The organism is Streptomyces sp. NPDC051172 (assembly GCF_040682555.1).
Classification (GTDB): domain Bacteria; phylum Actinomycetota; class Actinomycetes; order Streptomycetales; family Streptomycetaceae; genus Streptomyces.
Window position 1 is genome coordinate 14,581 of sequence record NZ_JBFBBE010000098.1, and the last position, 19,512, is coordinate 34,092.

The 19,512-nt window shown below is 70.8% G+C and carries 17 protein-coding genes and 3 pseudogenes; 11 read left to right on the forward strand and 9 right to left on the reverse strand.

The features are described 5' to 3' along the window. Positions 1 to 49 precede the first annotated feature (49 nt). The 3 genes from AB0N07_RS38310 to AB0N07_RS38320 are packed head-to-tail and all read right to left on the reverse strand — an operon-like array spanning position 50 to position 1,957. Positions 50 to 877, reverse strand: a complete 828-nt coding sequence (locus AB0N07_RS38310) for a hypothetical protein (protein WP_365843349.1) — start codon at positions 875 to 877, stop codon at positions 50 to 52. Further along, positions 835 to 1,524 carry a TfuA-like protein gene (locus tag AB0N07_RS38315; protein ID WP_365843351.1) on the reverse strand — a complete coding sequence of 230 codons (690 nt, stop codon included), beginning with the start codon at positions 1,522 to 1,524 and terminating at the stop codon, positions 835 to 837. The genes AB0N07_RS38310 and AB0N07_RS38315 overlap by 43 nt, the downstream gene beginning before the upstream one ends. Positions 1,525 to 1,543: 19 nt before the next feature. Then, positions 1,544 to 1,957, reverse strand: a complete 414-nt coding sequence (locus AB0N07_RS38320) for a YcaO-like family protein (RefSeq protein WP_365843353.1) — start codon at positions 1,955 to 1,957, stop codon at positions 1,544 to 1,546. Here AB0N07_RS38320 and AB0N07_RS38325 point away from each other — a divergent pair. Beyond that, on the forward strand, positions 1,904 to 2,974 hold the full coding sequence (locus AB0N07_RS38325; protein WP_365843355.1) for a transposase: 1,071 nt from the start codon (positions 1,904 to 1,906) through the stop codon (positions 2,972 to 2,974). The genes AB0N07_RS38320 and AB0N07_RS38325 overlap by 54 nt on opposite strands. Here the strand turns inward: AB0N07_RS38325 and AB0N07_RS38330 are convergent. The 4 genes from AB0N07_RS38330 to AB0N07_RS38345 all read right to left on the reverse strand — a co-directional run bounded on the left by AB0N07_RS38330 (position 2,869) and on the right by AB0N07_RS38345 (position 8,549). Continuing rightward, on the reverse strand, positions 2,869 to 3,999 hold the full coding sequence (locus tag AB0N07_RS38330) for an endonuclease domain-containing protein (RefSeq protein WP_365843357.1): 1,131 nt from the start codon (positions 3,997 to 3,999) through the stop codon (positions 2,869 to 2,871). The genes AB0N07_RS38325 and AB0N07_RS38330 overlap by 106 nt on opposite strands. Positions 4,000 to 4,088: 89 nt before the next feature. Then, on the reverse strand, positions 4,089 to 5,219 hold the full coding sequence (locus AB0N07_RS38335; RefSeq protein WP_365843359.1) for a TniQ family protein: 1,131 nt from the start codon (positions 5,217 to 5,219) through the stop codon (positions 4,089 to 4,091). 145 nt (positions 5,220 to 5,364) lie between these two features. After that, positions 5,365 to 6,399 (reverse strand): AAA family ATPase, encoded by a 1,035-nt coding sequence (locus AB0N07_RS38340; RefSeq protein WP_365843361.1) that lies wholly within the window; start codon positions 6,397 to 6,399, stop codon positions 5,365 to 5,367. Continuing rightward, the gene (locus tag AB0N07_RS38345; RefSeq protein ID WP_365843363.1) at positions 6,387 to 8,549 is read right to left on the reverse strand and encodes a transposase; all 2,163 of its coding nucleotides are present in this window, start codon (positions 8,547 to 8,549) and stop codon (positions 6,387 to 6,389) included. The genes AB0N07_RS38340 and AB0N07_RS38345 overlap by 13 nt, the downstream gene beginning before the upstream one ends. Positions 8,550 to 8,786: 237 nt before the next feature. Here AB0N07_RS38345 and AB0N07_RS38350 point away from each other — a divergent pair. The 10 genes and pseudogenes from AB0N07_RS38350 to AB0N07_RS38395 all read left to right on the forward strand — a co-directional run. Continuing rightward, positions 8,787 to 9,020, forward strand: a pseudogene (locus AB0N07_RS38350) (hypothetical protein); the annotation flags it as partial. A gap of 35 nt (positions 9,021 to 9,055) precedes the next feature. Continuing rightward, on the forward strand, positions 9,056 to 9,736 hold the full coding sequence (locus tag AB0N07_RS38355; RefSeq protein ID WP_365843381.1) for an ABC transporter ATP-binding protein: 681 nt from the start codon (positions 9,056 to 9,058) through the stop codon (positions 9,734 to 9,736). After that, a pseudogene (locus AB0N07_RS38360) lies at positions 9,733 to 10,939 on the forward strand (ABC transporter permease). Before AB0N07_RS38355 ends, AB0N07_RS38360 begins: the two are co-directional and overlap by 4 nt. A 179-nt stretch (positions 10,940 to 11,118) precedes the next feature. Next, positions 11,119 to 11,742 carry an HAD family phosphatase gene (locus AB0N07_RS38365; RefSeq protein ID WP_365843365.1) on the forward strand — a complete coding sequence of 208 codons (624 nt, stop codon included), beginning with the start codon at positions 11,119 to 11,121 and terminating at the stop codon, positions 11,740 to 11,742. After that, the gene (locus AB0N07_RS38370) at positions 11,735 to 12,754 is read left to right on the forward strand and encodes a LacI family DNA-binding transcriptional regulator (RefSeq protein ID WP_365843367.1); all 1,020 of its coding nucleotides are present in this window, start codon (positions 11,735 to 11,737) and stop codon (positions 12,752 to 12,754) included. Before AB0N07_RS38365 ends, AB0N07_RS38370 begins: the two co-directional genes overlap by 8 nt. A 193-nt stretch (positions 12,755 to 12,947) precedes the next feature. Then, complete coding sequence (locus AB0N07_RS38375; protein WP_365843369.1) at positions 12,948 to 13,787, forward strand: sugar ABC transporter permease; 840 nt, start codon at positions 12,948 to 12,950, stop codon at positions 13,785 to 13,787. 95 nt (positions 13,788 to 13,882) lie between these two features. After that, positions 13,883 to 14,668: a carbohydrate ABC transporter permease gene (locus AB0N07_RS38380; RefSeq protein WP_365843371.1), complete on the forward strand. Its 786-nt coding sequence runs from the start codon at positions 13,883 to 13,885 to the stop codon at positions 14,666 to 14,668. A 72-nt stretch (positions 14,669 to 14,740) separates the two neighbouring features. Beyond that, positions 14,741 to 16,147 carry an extracellular solute-binding protein gene (locus AB0N07_RS38385; protein ID WP_365843373.1) on the forward strand — a complete coding sequence of 469 codons (1,407 nt, stop codon included), beginning with the start codon at positions 14,741 to 14,743 and terminating at the stop codon, positions 16,145 to 16,147. Next, positions 16,144 to 16,827 carry a 2'-5' RNA ligase family protein gene (locus AB0N07_RS38390; RefSeq protein WP_365843375.1) on the forward strand — a complete coding sequence of 228 codons (684 nt, stop codon included), beginning with the start codon at positions 16,144 to 16,146 and terminating at the stop codon, positions 16,825 to 16,827. Before AB0N07_RS38385 ends, AB0N07_RS38390 begins: the two co-directional genes overlap by 4 nt. A gap of 531 nt (positions 16,828 to 17,358) precedes the next feature. Beyond that, positions 17,359 to 17,451, forward strand: a pseudogene (locus AB0N07_RS38395) (transposase); the annotation flags it as partial. 7 nt (positions 17,452 to 17,458) lie between these two features. Here the strand turns inward: AB0N07_RS38395 and AB0N07_RS38400 are convergent. Then, entirely contained in the window at positions 17,459 to 18,619 is a 1,161-nt protein-coding gene (locus tag AB0N07_RS38400) for an aminoglycoside phosphotransferase (RefSeq protein WP_365843377.1), read from the reverse strand. Positions 18,620 to 18,635: 16 nt separating this feature from the next. Next, positions 18,636 to 19,349: a condensation domain-containing protein gene (locus AB0N07_RS38405; protein ID WP_365843379.1), complete on the reverse strand. Its 714-nt coding sequence runs from the start codon at positions 19,347 to 19,349 to the stop codon at positions 18,636 to 18,638. Positions 19,350 to 19,512: the final 163 nt, after the last annotated feature.

The following is a 19,512-nucleotide window of genomic DNA, read 5'->3' on the forward strand; positions in this document are numbered from 1 at the left end:
TGGGGGGTGAGGGAGGCGCAGGGCGACCCGGTCGGCGGGGGGCGTGTCCTCATACCCGTTGTCCCGCACCGGGTTCGGGGCAGCTGGGCGCCGGGCTCTCCGCCCTGTCCTCGGCGGACACGGCAGTCGACCGCAGGCAGCAGGCGGCGACCAGGAGCGCGAGGGCGGCCGCCGCGGGGGGCAGGGCCAGGGCGCGGGCCGGGCCCAAGGCCGACACCGTCACTCCGGAGAGCCAGCCACCGCCCGCCGCGCCCAGTGCCATGGCGGCGGTCTCCGCGCCCATGCCTTCGGTGAGCAGACGCGGCGGCAGGAGCCGTTCCAGCAATACCAGTCCCGAGGTGCCGATCGGAGTGACCGTCAGGCCGGCGACGAACATCGCGGCGGTCAGTGTGGGCACACCGGCGGACAGGGCGAGGGGGAGGAGGCCGAGAACCTGGACGCCCAGACAGCGGATCCACAGCACGTGCGGCGCCGCCCGCCAGGTACGGCTGCCGTACCAGAGCCCGCCGGCCATGCTGCCGAGGGCGAGTACGGCGAGCAGCGGTCCGGACAGCGCACGGGATCCGAGGCTTTCGGCGCGGGCTACCACGGCGAGGTCGAGCACGCCGACGACGAGGCCGCCGCAGAAGGCCACCGCGATGATCGCGGGCATGCCACGGACGGTGAGGGCGGTACCCCGGTGGGAGCGGCCCTGCCGGGGCGGTGGCTCGGTGGCACGCTGCAGGGCCAGCGAGGTCGAGCCCCCGACGGTCAGCAGCAGACAGCACAGCAGGCCCGCCCGCGGGCTCACGTGCGTGGCCAGTGCCGTGACGACGACGGGGCCGGCGATGAAGGTCACCTCGTCCAGCACGGCTTCGAAGGAGAAGGCGGTCTCCAACGGGGCGGTCGAGGCGGGATCCGCGTCCGGAGGTGACGTCGTCGTCGGCCGCGGGGCCGCCGGGGCGGGGGGAGCAAGAACGTGCGCCCATCGCGTACGCACCATCGTGCCGGTGGAGGGCCGTGAGGCTCCGGTGACGGCTCCCGCTGTAGATAGCCACTCAGCATCGTGATGAACGGGCTGTGTTGTGCCACTGGCAGTGGTGATGGTGGGGAGATCGGTGCAGGAGGGTTGATCTGCGGGGACCGGAGGTTGATCAGTGGTTCGGAGGTGGCGTGCAGGGTGTCGGGGTCGTAGACGAGGGCCACCTCGTCGTCGGCGTCGACGGCTCCGCATGCGTAGGCGTCATGGATCCGGCCGATGCCGGTCACCCCGAACGGGCCGCATTCGGCGGCGCGGAGCGCACCCATGCTGGAGGAGCCGTAGACGGCGATGCCCGCGTCCACTGCGCGCAGGACCTCCTTGGGGGAGACGGCCAGGCTGCCGAGGAAGCGGCCGTCCACGATGCCGATGAGGCAGGGCGGCTGCGGACGGGCGAGCAGGGCGTCGATGTCGCCGCGGGCGACGGGCGGCAGGTATTCGGCGTCGAGTGTCCGGACCGCCGTGGCGCGGTCGAGGCTCGGTCCGAGGAAGACCACCGGGTCCATGCGGGGGCGCTCCCAGGTGTCAGACGGAAGAGGTCGTGGTCGAGGCGGTGCCGGGCGCCGCGTCCGGCACGGTCGCGAGCAGTTCCTGGACGGCAGTCCGCCACGCGTGCGCGGCGCGGGTCCCGATCCGGCAGTAGTCGGTCGCCCAGGACTCGAGCCGTGGTGCGATCACTCGCACCACACTGACCGGTATCTGAGGGGGCGACAGGTCGACCACGACGACCCGGGGGATGCCCGCCTCGCTCAGCCGGCCGAGCATGAAGTCGATGTCCCCCCGGACGTCGTCGCAGGGGAAGGCGCGGACGTCGGCCATGCCGGTCGTGCGGCTCGCCGGCTGCCAGGCCCAGGCGCTCTTGTCCACGGCGGCGGAGCGCCGCACGTGCAGCTCGTACTTGGCCACCTTCTCACCGGGCAGGCTGATGTCCTCGCGCATGGCCTGGATGTCGACGGCCCGGGCCGGACCCCGCCGCGCAAGGAGCGCCGCGCGAAGCCGTCGGGGCGGGCGAAGGGCAAGCAGAAGGGCGCACCGGGGACTGCACTGCGCTGGCGCGAGGAGGACGAGCTCGACGATCGCCGCGACCGCTACCCCGAGGGGGCGTGCGGCTGCGGGCAGGACCTGGCGGAGGCGGTCGACCTGGGGGTGGTCGACCGCTACCAGCAGCACGAGATCCCGCTGGTCAGCGTGAGCGTGGTCCAGTACGACCAGCACGCGGTGGCCTGCTCCTGCGGGAAGGTGCACACCGCCGCCCGGCCCGATGGTGCGGGCGGCGGCCGCATTGAGTACGGGCCGAACCTGCGCGCCTACGCGGTCTACCTGCTGGTTGTCCACTTCGTGCCGGTGCACCGCGTGGCGGAGATCCTCACCTCGCTGACCGGTGCCGAGCCGTCCGCGGGGTTCGTCCACTCCCTGCTGCGGCGCGCCGCGCGGGCGCTTCACACCTGCGACTTCGCGATCCGCACGCTGATCACCCTCGCGTTCGCCGTCTGCGCGGACGAGACCCCGCTCAAGGTGGGACCGGCCACCCCCGCCGAGGGGAAGAAGGAGGCCAAGGGCTACCTGCACGTCGCCTGCACCGGCCTCTACACCCACTTCCTGCTCGGCGACCGGTCCATGAAGACGTTCCGGCAGACCGTGCTCGCCGACCTCGAACCCGGCGCGGTCACCGTCCACGACCGCTACCACACCTACGACAGCACCCAACTGGGCGACCTGGACCACCAGTTGTGCCTGGCCCACGTCCTGCGCGACCTGGCCGGCGCGGCCGAGCTAGCCGCTGTTGCTGGACGTGCGCCACTTCCAGACGTCTCCGGTGGCGGCCGAGGACGACATGTGTCGGCATCCCGCTACGGCCCGGAGGCGATGGCTTCGTCGATGAACCGGCGTACGAGAAGCTTCACTTCGTCCGATGGGACGGTGACGGACCATGCAAGCTCCGGCTGGTGCTGGTAACACTGGAACCGGGCCATGACCGATCCGTCGTCCTCGGCGTAGAACCATCTCCAGGACAGCTCGTGCGTGCATGCCGCGTGTGGTTCGAATACGGCAAGGCAGCGGACAATGTCGGCGTGGTGCTGAAGGGGGAGGGTCCGCTGAGCGCGGCAGTCCGTGCACTGCAGAAGGTGCTCGACCGCTCCGGGACGGTTGATGAACCCAGGAGCGCCCTCGGAGTTGTTGCACTTCACGCACAACGGCCCGCGGAACAGATTGTGGGAATGGCAATGGTCCCAGTACAGGGCCCGCCGAGGCTCAGGACACATCCGGCACAGGAAGACGTCGGCGGGAGAGCGTTTGGCGAACCCCTTCGTGTACTGGCGGCCCCGCAGATGGCCGGTGTAGGGCCTGGAGGCCTGGGCAGCACATGACGGGCACAGGACGACGAATCCTGAGGCGCTGGAGGAACGCCACTGCTTGCTGCCGGCCGGCGTTCCGCAGCCGCTGCACACGTCGTCCTGCGCTGCGAGGCTGGCTTCGACCTCCTCGGCTCGGTCCAGCAGAGCAGCATAGGCGCGAGGAAGCAGCCACTCATTCCCCGACCAGACCATCAGCGGCAGCGGCCGGGTGCTCGCGATGGTCCGCCGAGTGAAAGCTTCGGGCAGCTGCTGCCCGGTGAAATTCTTGGATAGGACACCGGGGCCCTGCCTCTGAGGAAGCTCGGACTCATCGGTCGCCTGAAAGATCCACTGCCAGACGCGAGAGCGCCAGGTGTGTGGCTCGCTTTCCTTCAGACCGGCGTCGACCAGGTCGCCGGGGTCGATCTCGAGTCCGGCGAGCCGCTTGCCGGATTTCTGGATGTCCCGGTCGAGGAAGCGCCATTGCTGCCGGTGCTTGTAGCCGGGCACGGCCATATCACCGATGAGCACGTGGCTGGCAGCGGCGAACGTGTAGCGGTTCACATGATCCAGATATGCGGGGACTGTCGTGTGGTGGGTGAGGTCGGCAAGCCTTTGGTGTGCTGCCTGGAGTGAAAGCCACATGAGGCACAGCTCCTTGAGATCGCTGGTAGAGACAACGGACGAGTCACCGAGCAGGCCGACGGGGCGACACTGCCTCGCTGGGGGAGATGTCACGGGCAGGGCGCCAGCTCGGGCCGCGGCAAGGGCACCGGTTCCCAGCCACCGGTGAGGAAGGTTGCACCGGCCTCTTCGCAGAGGCTGCGGGGACGGCGGTCGGTGAGGAAGCCGACGCGGTCGCTGTACTCGGTGGGCCGTACGGCCGTCCGGTGCACCGTCCACAAGCTGTTGCTTTCGGTGCCGTCCGCAGCGGTGACCCGGCGCAGCCACCGATCGAGAGGATCGGTTTGTTTGGCTGTCCTGGGCCTGGTGCGGGTGTAGGCGATCAGCCAGTCCGCGAGCCACGGCCTGCCGACCCGGCGGCTGATTTCCCCGAGCAGCAGTTCCGTTGCGGCGCCTGCCCCTTGGGCTGCGGCGGTCTCGCGCAGCCGCTGCTGCCAGTGCGGAGCGCCGAGCAGCCGGGCCACGGCGATCGTCTCGGGGTAGGACACCAGCGCGTGCGGCACCACGGCCGCCGGCATGGATCCCGTGGCCGCGGCCAGCCGGTGTACACGGTCTTGCCAGACCGTCTCGGATCTCCACCCCTGTGCCTGCCACGACCACACCACTGCCGCGGCGAGGGCCACCACGTCCGCCGCGTCCGGACGGGCTCGTGCGAGAGCACAGTGGTGTCGGTGAGCGGTGAGGACCTCGGGCAGAGTCTCCAGCGGAATGCTCGCCGGCCTCCTGGGATGTGCGAGGATCCAGCGCTGGTGACGTCGGCAGATGTGTCCGGCCGTTCCCGGGTACACCAGGACCGGCTGTCCGGGCCGCCAGGCCCGCCCAGTACACGCAGGACAGGTTCCCACCCATGCCTCGTCCGGCATGTACCAGGCCGCCCGAGGGTTCTCATCGTCCGTGAGCCGCCTGTGCGGGGCGGCTAGAGCGGGCAGCAGGCGGGTGAGCTGGGTCAGGGGAAGACCGGTGGAGTGGGCCAGGGCCGTTCGTGCGGGTGGGTTGAGGAACAGTTCCAGTCCGCTGCCCGGGGTGCCTGTCACCTGTACCCGGTGCGCGCCGCTCAGGATGCCCCGCAGCAAGTCCTGCGCGGGCAGGCCGTAAGGGGCGGCCATCCTCCGGAACCAGGAACCCGTCAGCTCCCCTGCTACGGGCGGGATACGAACAAGCGGGGAGGCGGAGGCTTGCACGGCATCGTCCTTTGCGCGTGGGGGTGTTGAGGGCAGGGCGAGATAGGGGCGCGGCCGTGGCTCAGCGCCCCGTCGGAGAGGGGAAGGGGGGATTACAGGGCGGGCCTGCGGCGGGAGGCCGGGGTGGGGCCTTCCGCCGCGCCGGTCAGCTGCCAGGGCGTTGCCGCAGGGTGGCGCGCGCTGCGTTCGTGGCCTGGACGTCGAGGAGCACCTGCGACAGCTGTTTCTTCGTGATCGCGAGGCTTCCGTCCAGGATGGAGCGGATCGCGGCCTCCCTGACGAGGAGGGAGAGACTGGCCATCACGCCGCCTGTGCGGAGATGGATGTAGGCGGCGTGGCGTACCAGCGTTCCGGGCCGGTGGCGGGCCAGCCGCAGTGCCCCCTCCATGTCGCCCAGGAGCGTGCGCCACGTCTTCTTCTGTTCCGGGGTGCCGTTGAGCAGTGGGGGAGTGCGCAGGAGTTTGCAGCGGGCGGCGAGTTGGGCGCCGCGGGGCCCGGTCAGCAGCGGTGAGTCCTCCACGTTGACGCCGGCCAGCACGAACGTCGCGGGTACGCGTTCCATCAGGGTCTTGACCTGGTCGGAGGTGTCGGCGCCGGGCCGGGTACGGGTGTTGAGCAGGTGCACGTCGTCGATGAACACCAGCCGGGTGCCCCGCTCGTACAGGACGTGGCACACGGCGTTGGTGATGGTGTGTTCGGTCATCCGGTCATGGACGGGAATGCCGGCGAACCGGGCGAGGACCTTGGCCAGGTTCCTGGGCGTGTAGGTGGGCGGGACGGAAGCGAACAGCACGGGCATGGAGCCCTCCAGGCCCGGCCGGCGGCGCCGTTCGCTCAGTTCGAAGGACCGACCGAGTTCCATGAGCGTGGTCGACTTTCCCGCCCCCGGCGGCCCGGACACGATCAGTCCGCGCCGGGCCGTGCTCGACTGCCGGTTGTTCACCAGCAGAGTCACCCTCAGCTCCGCCTTCGCCCGCTCCATGGAAGGCGTCTTGAGGGTGACGAACTCCGAGTGGTAGTCCAGCAGCCTCGTACGGTCCCAGGACGGGTCGTCCACCGGAGGGGCGGTCACACGCAGACGGCAGACGTACTCCTGCCACCGGACGCAGTCCGTGACCGCGCCGGGAGTGACATCGCCGTCGGAGAAGTCGCCGCCCACGGCAGCAGTTACGGCAGCCACTGGTCCTCCTCAAGGTCCTGGTCGCTGAGGATGAGAGACCCTCCCGAGACATGGCCGGCCTCCGGCCCGTCACCGGCGATGCCCTCGTCGTCGTCCTCATCCGGCAGGGTCTCGTCGTCGGGATCCGGCGCCGCGTACACACCGGGCAGCCCGAACGACGGGGCGAGCACGTCCAGCACGTTGATCTCGCCCGCAGGCACCGGCACCGCCTCCGAGGCGTGGGACTTCGCCATCACCCGCCGCTCCACGGTGGACAGCTTCTCTTTGCCCGCGGCCCGCCTGAGGAAGGCGTCCAGGGCCAGGGCCAGTTCGGCCTCGTGTTCCTCACGCGAGGCGGTGCGCTCGACCACCTTGCAGATGTGTTCCCAGACGTGGTGCGTGAATGGAAGGGCCACCGAGGTGGTGTGGATCCACGCCACCTCACGGAAACCCTCCGGCAGCCGGACCCAGATCCGGACTGGGTCGTAGGGGTTGTAGTGCACCTCCCACAGGCCCTTTTGCCCCCGTACCCCGGAGTCCTGCCCGCGGTGTCCGTTGAGACAACTGCCGTCGTAGGTTCGGTAGTCGAACCGGATGCCGGCATCGGTGATCGGCTGCCAGCGCACCGGCAGTAGCTCCACGAAGTCGTCCGCCGACAAAGGCACCGGCACGTACCCGGCGACGGGCAGCAGCGCCGCCCACATCTGGTTCGGGGTGAGAGCCTTCTTCGGCATCAGCGGATGCCGCAGCCCCGCGTGCGGGCGGTGGTGCCAGTACACGAGGAACTCCTCCCACAATGCCTGGAGTTCAGCTACGGTCCACAGCGGCTCCTGCTCGACCTTGGAGCCGCGCTCACTCACGTTCGAACCGGTGTAGCCGGGCAGCCACTGGCAGAACAGCGAATTGATCGAACCGAACGGCCTCTCCACATGGCCCTTGGCCGGTCCGTTGGCCGGAGGCACCGGCTGCAGCGAGATCCCCAGGCTCTCGCACGCGGCCCGGGTGGCAGCAGAGACGAACACCTTGCCCTGGTCGACCACGACCGTCTCTGGCACGATCACCGGACGGGCCGCCGCATCCTTCAGCCGCTCGTCGATGCCGGTCAGCCGCTCGTGCGGCACGACCGAAGAGGCCATCGACAGCGCCGCGGACCAGCCGGGCCGCATCACCATCGGCGTCATCATCTGCGCCAGCAGCACCGCCACGTCCGTCAGCTTGCTCCCCACCGGCCGCAGCACCCCCCACAGACCGCGCATGGCCACATCCACGGCGATGGTCAGCTCCAACCGCCCCACCACCCCGTCGTCCAGGACCACCAGTACGTCCAGCGGCGAACTGTCCAGCATCACGATCTCCCCCGGACGCAGCGCCAGCGTCGGTGTGAACGGCGGGGTCGGACGGGCGGCGCGGGAACGCCGCTGCGCCACCGTCCCCTGCAACCCGAGGGATGCCTCCACCGTGTCGAGGAGCCTGTTGAACGTGGACTGCGGCGGTACCTCGACCGTCCGCCGGCCGGGCTTGCCGTGGTGGTCGTCCAGCCACCACTGCACCTCCCCGCGCATCCGCTTCTTCCACCCTCGAGACCGGGAACGGGAAGCCTCGCCAGGCAGCAGGGTGCGCAGCGCCTCGACCACCCGGAGATCGGCGCGGATCAGCCGCGCCGAGCTGCGACGCTTCTTGACCAGCCCCCACACGCCGTCCGCGTGGTAGCGCGCACGCCACCTGCGCACCGTCGCTCGGCTCACGTCCGCCCAGCCCTGCGCGGCCAGTTCGTCTGCCTTCGCCTGCTCACGCTGGGCCAGGGTGGTGGACGCGGGGTCGTACTCAGGTCTCACCGATGCTGTGCCGTCCGGGGTGGGACGCCCCGTCTCCACCTCGCGGACGTGCCGCTCCAGTTCGAACGCACGCCACTGCTCGTCCTCGGACACCGTGGACAGCAGACCCATCTGCGGTACCCGCAGACGCGGCGGACCCCCTACCGGCTCGAACGACGCATCGCCGAGCAGCTCCGCGAGCCCGAACACCGCCAGTGTGTCCTGCCCGTCCTTCTTCTCCGTCCCGGAGAGCCAGATCCGCGCACCGGACGCCGAGGATCCCTCGATGCCCGCGACGGTCCACTCCCGGCCGCCGTAGTGCACGACGGTGCCGGGCCTGAGCAGGGGCCGGTTCACCGCCCGCCCTCCGCGCATGCCACCGCGACGGTCCGCTCGTGCAGCGGGCGTTCCAGAGGCACGCTCAGCACTGCGGGTGCCGATAACCCATCCGCGCAGGTAGGAAGCCTGCGAGCTGCCAACTTGAGCGTTCGCCGGATGACGAAATTGAACGCGTTCAGTCTCTGCCTCCGCCACGCACCTGTACAGGCCGCACCCAGGCTGCTGATCTGCGCGGATGAATTATCGGCACCCGCAGCGGTGCGCCGACTGGACTCCGCTCCCGTCCAGGTGGAATTCCCCGCACACGTCCACAAGGGCGTTCTCGCCGTACCGGTGGGCGCGCTGCTGGCGCTGAGCGGCGGCGGATACGCCGTACAGCTCCCGGGCGGCCGGCTGATCGCCGTACGGACCGGGCTGTTCGCCCGCGGCATGGTCGAGATCAGCGGCACCGGCCTCCGCCCGGGCATCAAGGTGGTGACCACCGCGTGACCAGCACTCCGGTACTCGCCGTTCGGGGCGCGAGCATGGAGTACCTGGGCGGGGTCCGGGCGCTGGACGACGTGTCCCTGGCCATCGCGGCGGGCGAACTGCTCGGCATCGTCGGCCCCTCGGGCTCCGGCAAGTCCACCCTGCTCCACATCATGGGCACCCTCGACCGGCCGACCAGCGGCACCGTGGAGATCGGCGGCCAGGACGTCACCCTCCTGTCCGACCGCATGCTGTCCACCCTGCGAGGCCGCCAACTGGGCTTCGTGTTCCAGCAGTTCCACCTCACCGACGGCCTCACCGCGTGGGAGAACGTGGCCACCGGCCTGCTCTACGCCGGCACACCGCGCCGCAGTCGTCACCCCATGGCGGTGGACGCGCTGGCCCGCGTGGGCCTCGCGCACCGCACCCACCATCTGCCGCACCAGCTCTCCGGCGGAGAGCGCCAGCGCGTCGCCATCGCCCGAGCCCTGGTGCACGGCCCCGCCCTGGTGCTCGCCGACGAGCCCACCGGCGCACTGGACACAGCCAACGGCACCGCCGTCCTGGACCTGCTCGCCGAACTGAACCACGAGGGCACGACCATCGCGGTCATCACCCACGACCGGGACATCGCCGCCCGGCTGCCCCGGCAGGTGGAGATGCGCGACGGCCGGATGCTCTCCGACACCTTCACCGGTGGCGATGCCCGCACCCATGGCGAGAGGGCGACGGCATGAACGCTCCCCAGCACCCCACGGACCGCCCAGGACCGGTGCGACCAGTGCGCCCGGTGCGGCTCGCGCCGCTGGACCTGCTGAGCCTCGGTCTGCTCGGCGTCCGGACCCGCAAGGCGCGTGCGGCGCTCTCCGCACTCGGCATCTCGGTCGGCATCGCCACCCTGATCATGGTCATGGGCATCCCCGCGTCGAGCCAGCAGGCGCTCATGCGGCAACTGTCCGCCCTCGGCACCAACATGCTTCGGGCCAACCCGGCCCCGAACCAGAAACCACCCGTGCTGCTCCCCGAGGACTCCGCGGCCCTGGCCGCTCGGATCGGCCCGGTCACGGTGGCGAGCGAGGTCGCCAACACTCATGCCACCGTGCACCGTTCGGACCGGGTCGACGCCGGCGACTATTCGGGCCTGACGGTCCTCGCGGCCAGGTCCGACCTGCTGACGGCGATCAACGGCCGCGTACGGACCGGCCGTTACCTCGGCCCCGCCACGCAGAACTTCCCGACCGCCGTCCTCGGTTCGGTGGCCGCGACGCGGCTGGGCTTCGCGCGCCTCGCGCCGGACGGTCCCGCACCGCAGATCTACGTGGGCAGACGCTGGTTCACCGTCATCGGCATCCTCGCGCAGACCCCGCTCTCTCCCGACATCGACCGCTCGGTCCTGGTCGGCTGGCAGGCGGCCCGCAGCCGGCTGAAGTTCGACGGCCACCCCACCGTGATCTACCTCAAGGCCCGCGAGGACGCCATCGAGGACGTACGCGACGTCCTGCCCGCCACCCTCTACCCGCAGATCCCGGGACTGGTGGAAGTTAGCCGGCCGTCCGACGCGCTGGCCGCCAAGCGCGCCACGCAGACCACGTTCTCGGCGCTCTTCCTGGGACTGGCGGGGGTCGCCCTGCTGGTCGGAGGGATCGGCGTCGCCAACACCATGGTGGTCTCGGTCCTCGAACGCCGCCGGGAGATCGGCCTACGACGTGCCCTGGGCGCCAGCCGCCGACAGATCCGCGGCCAGTTCCTCACCGAGTCCGTCGCCCTGTCCGCGCTCGGCGGGTCTGGCAGGGACGGTGATCGGAGCACTCGCGACGTTCGGCTACGCCCTGTGGCAGGACTGGCCTCCCGTGGTGCCGCCGCTCGCCGTGGCGAGCGGCTTCTGCCCGTCGATCCGGGCGGCCCGGCTGATGCCGACGGAGGCACTGGCCACGGCGTAGGACGCCTCGTACCGGACGACGAAGAGGCGCTCGCCGCGCGGACCGGGCCACCGGCGACCGCCCAGACCGCTCGCCCCGCCCCGCCCTGCGGCCGGGTCGGAGCCGGTGTGTGACTCAGGCCGGAAGGAGATCGCCGTCAGGCCCGCGGCGATGGCGGGGAGGTGGCTATCATTCCTGGTGTGGAACGTTCCCAAGAAATATCGCCGACCGCCGTCGTCTGGGACCTCGGTGGTGTACTGGCGCCATCGGGCCGCGCGGTGGCCGCCCTCGCCGAGGCTCTCGGCGTATCCGAATCCGAACTGGCCGACCCGTACTGGGCGCACCGGGACGACTACGACCTGGGGGCCTCCCCGCACGCGTACTGGGACCGGATCGCCGAGACGCTGGGCCTCCCGCTCGACACGGCACGGGTCGAGCGCCTTGACCGGATCGACGCCGACTCCTGGGCGACGCCCGAGTCCGACGCCGTCTCCCTGCTCGACCAACTCACCGAACGGGGAACGCCGTTGGGGGTTCTCTCGAACGCGTCGGCCTCGCTCGCGCGGGCGGTGCGCCGGGCGTCGTGGAGCGATCGCTTCGAGACCCTGGTCTTCTCCTCCGACCTCGGCCTGATGAAGCCCGACCCGCGCGTCTACCGGGCCGCAGGTGAACGGCTGGGCCGCTCACCGGAGCAGGTGGTGTTCTTCGACGACCGGCCGGAGAACGTCGAGGCGGCGCGTGCGTACGGCTGGCGCGCACATGTGTGGACCGGACGCGAGGCAGCGACGGCCGCGCTCATCCGCGAGGGCGTGCTCGATGACTGACCGGCCGCGCAACCCGACGATCATCGACGTGGCCGGGCGGGCCGGGGTGTCCAAGTCGGTGGTGTCCCGGGTCGTCTCGGGACGCGGCAGCGTGGGGGAGGAGACCCGGCAGCGCGTCCTCAAGGCCGCGCAGGAACTGGGCTACGTCGTCAACGCCTCCGCCCGGGCCATGGTGGCCCACCGCACGTACACCCTCGGGGCGTTCGTCCGGGACGCCGCGACCCCCTTCTACGGGCACCTCCTCACCGCGATGCAGGAGCGCGCCGCGTTCCACGGCTACCGGGTGGTCACCGCGACCGGGTCCGGCCGGTTCGAGGTGAGCGACGAGTACCGGGCCCTGGAGACGCTCGCGATGCTGCGGGTCGAGGCGCTGATCGTGTGCAGCGGGCTGCTGCCGAGCGAGCGGATCCTGCCGTTCGCCGCGCGGTTGCCGACCGTGGTGGCCGGCCGTCCCGAGACCCATCACAGCATCACGAGCGTCTACTGCGACGAGGACGAGGGCGGTGCCGCGCTGGCGGACCACCTCGTGGAACTGGGACACCGCGAGGTCGCGGTGGTCACCGTGCCGACGAGCAGTTCCGTGACGCTGGGACCCCGGACGGAGGCCATGGTCCGCCGTCTGCGGGAGCGCGCGGTGCGGGTGCTGGAGATCCCGGGACCGCGCCGGGAGACAGCCGGCGCGTGGGTGACCGAGGTGCTGCGGCATCCCGGGATCACCGCGGTCATGGCGCCCAGCGACCGGCACGCGATCGCCCTGCTGGAACAGCTCCGGCTCCGGGGCGTGGCCGTGCCCGAGAGGCTGTCCGTCACCGGGTACGACGGCATCGGGGACCTGACCACGTCCCTGATCGGGCTGACGCACTGGCGTCAGCCGATCGATCTGATCGGCGGCGGGGCTGTCGACGCCGTGGTGCAACTGCTCGACGGAGAGCAACTGCCCGACCACCACCGGGCGTTGCCCGGCACGCTGGTGACCGGCCGGACGACAGCGCCTCCGCCGACCCACAGCTGAGTCCTGGGGGACCGCGGAGAGGGCTGACGTTCCTTTTACGCATTGTTCACCCGTCGGGCCCTTTGGAGGCCGCACCCGAAGTGGGAACGTTCCACTCATGATTGGGAACGTTCCACTCCGTCGCCGGAGGGGCAGACCGCGAGGACCGGCCGGAGCGCCCGGCCGGGGCCGCGCCGCCCTGACCGGTCCGCTGATGGTCCTGCCGTGCGTCGGACTGCTGCTCGTCTTCGCATACTGGCCGGTGCTCAGAGGCATCGTCCTGAGCCTGTACGACACCGACCTGCTCGGTGACCCCACCCGGTTCGTCGGCCTCGCGCACTACGCCGACGTGGTCGCCGACCCGGACCTGCGGAGGGCGCTGCTCGCCACCGGGATGATCGCCGGGCTCAGCGTCCTGCTCTCCGTGGGCGGTGCGCTCGCAGCGGCGCTCCCGCTGCGCCAGGCCGCACGCAAGCCCCGTGCCGTGGTGTCGGTGCTGCTGTCGTTGCCGTTCGCCTTCTCGGCGGCGGCATCGGCGGCCGTGTTCGCGGGCCTGTTCGCGCCGGCGGTCGGCACGCTGAACCAGATCCTGGCCGACATCGGGGTCGACGGGCCGCAATGGCTGCAGTCGCCCACGTGGGCCGTCCTCAGCATCTCGATCGCCACCGCCTGGTACGAGTTCGGCTTCGCCTTCCTCGTGCTGCTGGCCGCGCTGACCCAGCTCGACCAGGAGGTCATCGAAGCCGCCGCGCTCGACGGCGCCTCGGGGCTGCGGCTCGCCTGGTCGGTGATCATCCCCATGCTCCGGCCCAGCCTGGTGTTCCTGCTGGTCACGCAGACCGTCAGCGGCCTGCAAGTGTTCACCCAGGTACAGGTGCTCACCCGGGGCGGCCCCGCCGGCGCCACGTCCACGCTGGTCTACGAGCTGTACCAGCGCGCGTTCGGCGAGGCCCTGCCCCAGATCGGCTCGGCCTCGACCCTGGCCGTGGTCCTCCTGGTCCTGGTCCTGGCGATCACCGCGATCCAGTTCCGGGTGCTGCGGAGGTGGGCGTGAAGAGCCGGAGGAGTCCGCGAAGCCGGACGGACCGTACGGCGGCGACGCGCCGGACAGGCCCGAAACGCCCTCAAGTCGCTTCCGTACTGCGCTGGTTGTGGCTCGGCATCGTGGTCGTGCTCGTCACCTTCCCCGTCTACGTCACCGTCGTCACCGCGCTCCTGCCGGCGGGCGACGTCGCCGCGGGCCGCCTCGTCCCGAGCCCCGGCCGGCTGACCCTGGACAACGTGCGCGCGGCGCTGGACTCCGCCCCGCTGGCCCAGCAGTACCTGGTCAGCGTCACCGTCACCGCACTCCAGGCGAGTGCCCAACTGGCCACCGCCGCACTGGCCGCGTACGCGCTCGTCTTCCCCCGCTGGCGCGGCCGGGGCATCGCCTTCGCCCTGGTCCTCGCCACCCTGGCCTTCCCCGGGGAGAGCCTCGTCATCCCCAACTTCGAGACCGCCACCGCGCTCGGGCTGCGCGACACGCTGCTCGGGATCGTCCTCCCGTACCTGGCCGCGGGCTACGCCGTGTTCCTGCTCCGCCAGGCGTTCCTCGCGCTGCCCCGGGAGACCTGGGAGGCGGCCCGGCTGGACGGCTGCGGTGAGCTGCGCGCCCTGCTGCACGTCGTACTGCCCATGGCACGGCCGCAGTTGGTGACGGCGGCGATGTGGTGCGCCCTGTCGGCGTGGAACGGCTACTTCTGGCCGCTGCTGATCACCGACTCGCCCCAGCGGCGGACCATCCAGGTCGGCCTCGCCCAACTCGTCGTCGACCAGGCCACTTCTCCGGCGGTGATCTACGCCGGAACCCTGCTCGTCCTGCTGCCGACCCTGCTGCTCGTCCTGTTCGGGCAGCGCTACCTGGTCCGGGGCCTGGCGGCGCGGGTCACCACGTAGACGCTCCGCTTCCTGGCCGGACGCGGGTTCCGCCGCGGCCGGTCACTCACCTTGAAAGGACAACGAACTGTCATGTCTTCACGATCCAAAGGGCTGCGCCTCGCGACAGCCTCAGCCTCTCTGCTGACCGCCTGCGCGCTCACCCTCACCGCCTGCGGAGGATCCGGAACCGGTTCCGGCGAGAAGGCCGGCGGAACCGCACCGGGACCCTCGGCACTGGCGGCCGCGAAGGGGGCGGTCGCCGTGACCCTGTGGCACGGTGTCGGCGGACCCGCGGGTGAGGCGCTCCAGAAGGAGATCGACGCCTTCAACAAGGCCAACACCGGGAAGATCCTGGTCAAGGCGTCGTTCCAGGGCAGCTATGCCGACGCCATCGCCAAGTACACCTCCGCGATCCGCGATGGCGGTACGCCGAGCGTGATGGTCTCCAACGACATCACCACCGGCTTTCTCCGCGACGCCGGGCAGACCGTCTCCGCCCAGGCGATGGCCGCAGCCAACCCGAAGGACCTCGACCTCGACCAGCTGCGCCCGGCGGCGCGCAACTACTACACGGCCGACGGCACGCTCCTCGCCGTACCGCTCAACACGTCCATGCCCCTGCTGTACGTGAACGACAAGCTGCTGGACCGGGCCGGCGTGGACCGCTCGACCCTCGGCACCCTCGACGGCGTAGCGGCCGCCGCCCGCAAGATCCACGCCGAGGTCTCCGGCGTCAAGGGCATCGACATGCCCATGGACGGCTGGTGGTGGGAGCAGCTCACTGCAGCCGCCGGGGCTTCGTACTGCACGCCGGACAACGGCCGCAAGGGCGACGGCGCCACGGCCCTGAATCTGACCGGCGGCCCGCAGCGCGCCGCGATCGCCACCATGGCCAAGCTCTACACGGACGGCATCGGACTCGACACCGGCGTCGACGGCAACGCGGCCCTCTCGGCGTTCGTCGCCGGCAAGACGGCCATGATGTTCAACTCCAGCGGTGCCATCGGCGGCCTCAAGGAAGCGGGCATGACCGGCTACACCGCGCTGACCTACCCGCTGTCCGGCCCCAAGGCCACCGCGGGCGCGGCGATCGGCGGCGCGGCGATGTGGGTGGACCGGGCCGGACACGGCAAGGCCGAGCAGGTGGCGAGCTGGAAGCTGATCAGCTACCTGGCGTCCGCCGACGCCCAGGAACGATTCGCCGAGGCATCCGGCTACGCCCCGATCAACACCGGCGTCGACGACTCGCCCGCCTGGAAGCAATTCCTCGCGAAGAACGAGCCCTACGCCGTGCTCGGCAAGCAGTTCGCCGACACCCCGGCCACGACGGCCACCTCCGGCTGCCTCACCGGCGCGATGTCGGGCGTACGCGCCGAGGTCGTCCCCGAGATGCAGCGGGCGTTCAGCGGCAAGACCTCTCTCGACAGCGCCCTGAAGGCGGCGGAGAAGGCAGCGACCACCAAGATCCAGGACTACCGGAAGCAGGCAGGCCAGTGACCGCGAACGTGACCCCCACCTCCAGCCCGGCCGAATCCACGGCACGCTTCGCGCGGGCTCACGGAGACCCGTACCGCTACGGCGTCTACCTTCGTCCCGACCCCGCGACCTGCGCCGCCGTCACGGCCGTGACCACACAGGTCAGGGCGCAGTACGGCTTCATCTCGGCGGGCGCGTTCCCGCCCCACGCGACGCTGGTCGGCAGCCGGCACATCACGGCTCCCGCCGAGGAGATCGTCACCGCGGTGACCCGGTGCCTGGCCGACGTCCGCGCCTTCACCGTCCACAACGCCGGCGTCCGCCGCCAAGGAGTGGGACTGGTCTACGACGTCCAGCACCTGGCCGACGGCGTCACCCCCAACCCCGACTTCGTGGACCTCGCCGCCCGCGTCGACAAGGCCGTCGCACCCCTGCAGAGTCCGGCGCCGAACCACGCCGTGCACGATTTCGACCGGGACACCTACCGGGCGCACCTGTCGCTGGTCTCCCACGACATGTACATACGACCCGACCTGTCCGAAGAGGTGGGGGAGTATGTCAGGGAGCTTCCCGTGGCGTTCCCGGACACCTTCCCCGGTGACCGGGTCACCCTCTACCGCACGCGCAGCGACGACTGGACCGGCCGCTGGTGGCAGACCCTGACCTGGGAACACGTCCACACCTGGCGACTGCCGCGTTGAGTGATTCCCGGGGACGGGGGACGGGGACAGGTCACGGGGGACCGGGTCAGGGCGTGAGGATGATCTTGCCGACGGCGGTGCGGCCGGAGGACTCGGCCAGTTCCATGGCCGCGGCGGCCTCGGCCAGCGGGAAGCGGGCGGCGATCCCGCTTGTCAGCGAGCTCGGGGAACCAGCCCTTGATCAGCCCGGCCCAGTCCTGTTCGGTCATCGCCGGGCCGCCCGGGGTCATCCCGGCGGCCTCCGCCGGGGCCAGGTACTTCCTGATCGTCTTGCGGTCCAGTCCCAGCGACGCGGCCAGCTCGCTCTTGGAGCGGCCCGCATACCAGTGGACGTAGATCTCGGTCACATCGACCACGTTGAACGTTCTCCTTGCCATCGTGCGCTTCCCTCGACCTCGAACCACTGATCGAGGAAGCGTCCGCCTTGTCGACGGCCAGGACCATGACCTCCGCCACCCGTCGTCCCCATGGGGAATTACGTGACCGCGGGGGTTCCGAAGCACCGCCGACCACCGGACCGAGGATGCGGCGGGCAGCATGATGCGCCGCTACATCATCTGGCGGAACAAGCACGCCGCCGACGAACGCCTATGCGAGGTAGTCAAGAGGGTGAACGGTGCTTGATGCGGCACTAGCCCGAAGTGTTGGAGCCGCTGGGCGGGGCGGGGAAGCCGAGCAGTGGGGCCAGGGTCCTCGCCTCGTCCGCCCAGTCGGCCAGGAATGCCAGGGCCGTTCCCCGTTCGCGGTAGCGGTGTTGCAGTGAGACAGTTTCCCGGCGCCCGTAAGCGAGGTGGCGGGCGTCGCTGGCGCGCAGCAGCATCTGGGCGGTGAGCCAGTCGTACTTGACCGCCGAGGCGCACACAGCGAGCCGGACGAGGCGCTCATCGCCCCGCCAGCCCGCTCCGCGCAGCCCGCGAAGGTAGGCGCTGTAGACCGTGGCCGCCAGCTCGGGCAGCCGGGCTGCGGGCATGAAGTGGTCGAATACCGTGTCGGGGATGTAGTTGCCGATGTCCTCGCCCAGTGTGCCGTCCCCGGCGAACGCCCAGTCGAGCACCACGCTGTCATTGCCGCGGGCCAGCACATTGGCAGGCCACATGTCCAGGTGGCTGAAAACGCGGGGCAAAGACTCCATCACGTCGAGAAACCATGCGCGGTCGTGGTGCAGCCGGACCATCTTGGATCGCAGCCCGGCGGGGAAGTGGTCCCGTACCGCGGGCTGCCGCCACGCCTCGTCGTCGTCGAGGAGTTCCCAGCCGAGCGACTTCGAGGCCAGATAACCGCGCAGGAACCCCCGGCTGAGCCAGGGGCGGTCGAGGGGGCCCGAGGAGAGCTGAGCGCCGTGCGCCGCGCCGAGCCGTTCGGCATGCGCTCCGTGGCGCTGCACAGGCCATGCGGTCGCCGGCTCGCCCGGTACGTCTTGTAGCCACAAGGCGATGTCGCCGTCCGCTCTCTCCAGTGCGGCTAGCAGCCGGGGTCCGGTGATCCCGTGCCGCTCCCACACCCGCTGGAGGCCTTCCTCGTAGAGGAAGGCCTCGCGGCGCCAGTAGTTCCAGTGCCGCGTATCGTCGGAGGCGGACCACGACCCCTCAGCATGGCCGGCGCCGGAGACCACCTTCACCACGGCCGACCGAGCGCCGGCGCGCACCCGCCAGACGCCGCTGGTGACGGCGTTCACCGGATTGTGCAGCAGTGGCACACACACCGAGTCGGTCGCCCGCTCCCCGAAGACCACCTTCAGCTCCCGGGTGAGCTGCCGCGTCGGTTCCTGGGCTGCCGTCTCGGTTTCGTGCACGTGCCGAGCATAGGGCTCAATAGTGCTCGGCTGTCTCGCGGACCGCCTCCTCGAAGGGAGTGTCGAGGGCCGTGGCGACGAGACGCCAGGCGGTCGTGAGCCGCTGCTGGGCGACTGCGATGTCCCGGTCGCTGAAGTGGGCCGCATGCTCGAACTCGCCCTGCAGCCCGCTGTCTGTCTGTGCGACGTTCACCGTCCAGTCGCGTTGTACGGCCGAGGGCGGCATCCGGTGGCGTTCAGCCCGCAGCCCGGCGAACTCACTCGGGTCGAAAGGCGCGTTGTTCTGCACCAACATGACGTTAGCCGGCCTTCCCATCGCGTTCGTGGTGGTGCGCGGCAGCCTGCTCACCACGTCCGTGAGCGCTACCCGTTCCCGGCCCAGGGCCTCGCGCACGGTGTCCTGACAGCGCAGGGTCAGCTGGGCCAGGCTGGGGTTGTCGCGTAGGTCGAGGCGGAGCAGCACGGTATTCACGAAACAGCCGATGAGCCGATGGGACCCGGCCTCGCGGCGTCCGGCGGTGGGCGTGGCGACGACCAGGTCGCGCTGGTCGCCGTAGCCGCACAGCAGGACGAGGAATCCGGTCAGCAGCCCGGAGAACAGGGTGACGCCCTGCCGGTCGCAGGCTGCCTGAAGCAGCGCCGCCTCATGGCTGGGCAGCCACACCTCGCGTGCGACACCCTCCCGGTGTGCGAAGTGATCGCTGTCCGGTGCGGGGGAGGGCAGCGGCACAGAGCGCGGGTTTTGACCTGGTCGGAGGTGTCAGCCCCAGGCCGGGTGCGGGTGTTGAGTAGATGGACGGCCCAGTTCACCGGCACGCCCCTGCCCCGGCTTGCCGCCCTGCTGCCCAGCCTCGCCGTTTGCCACAGCCGTCTCGAAGATGCCCCGCTACGGC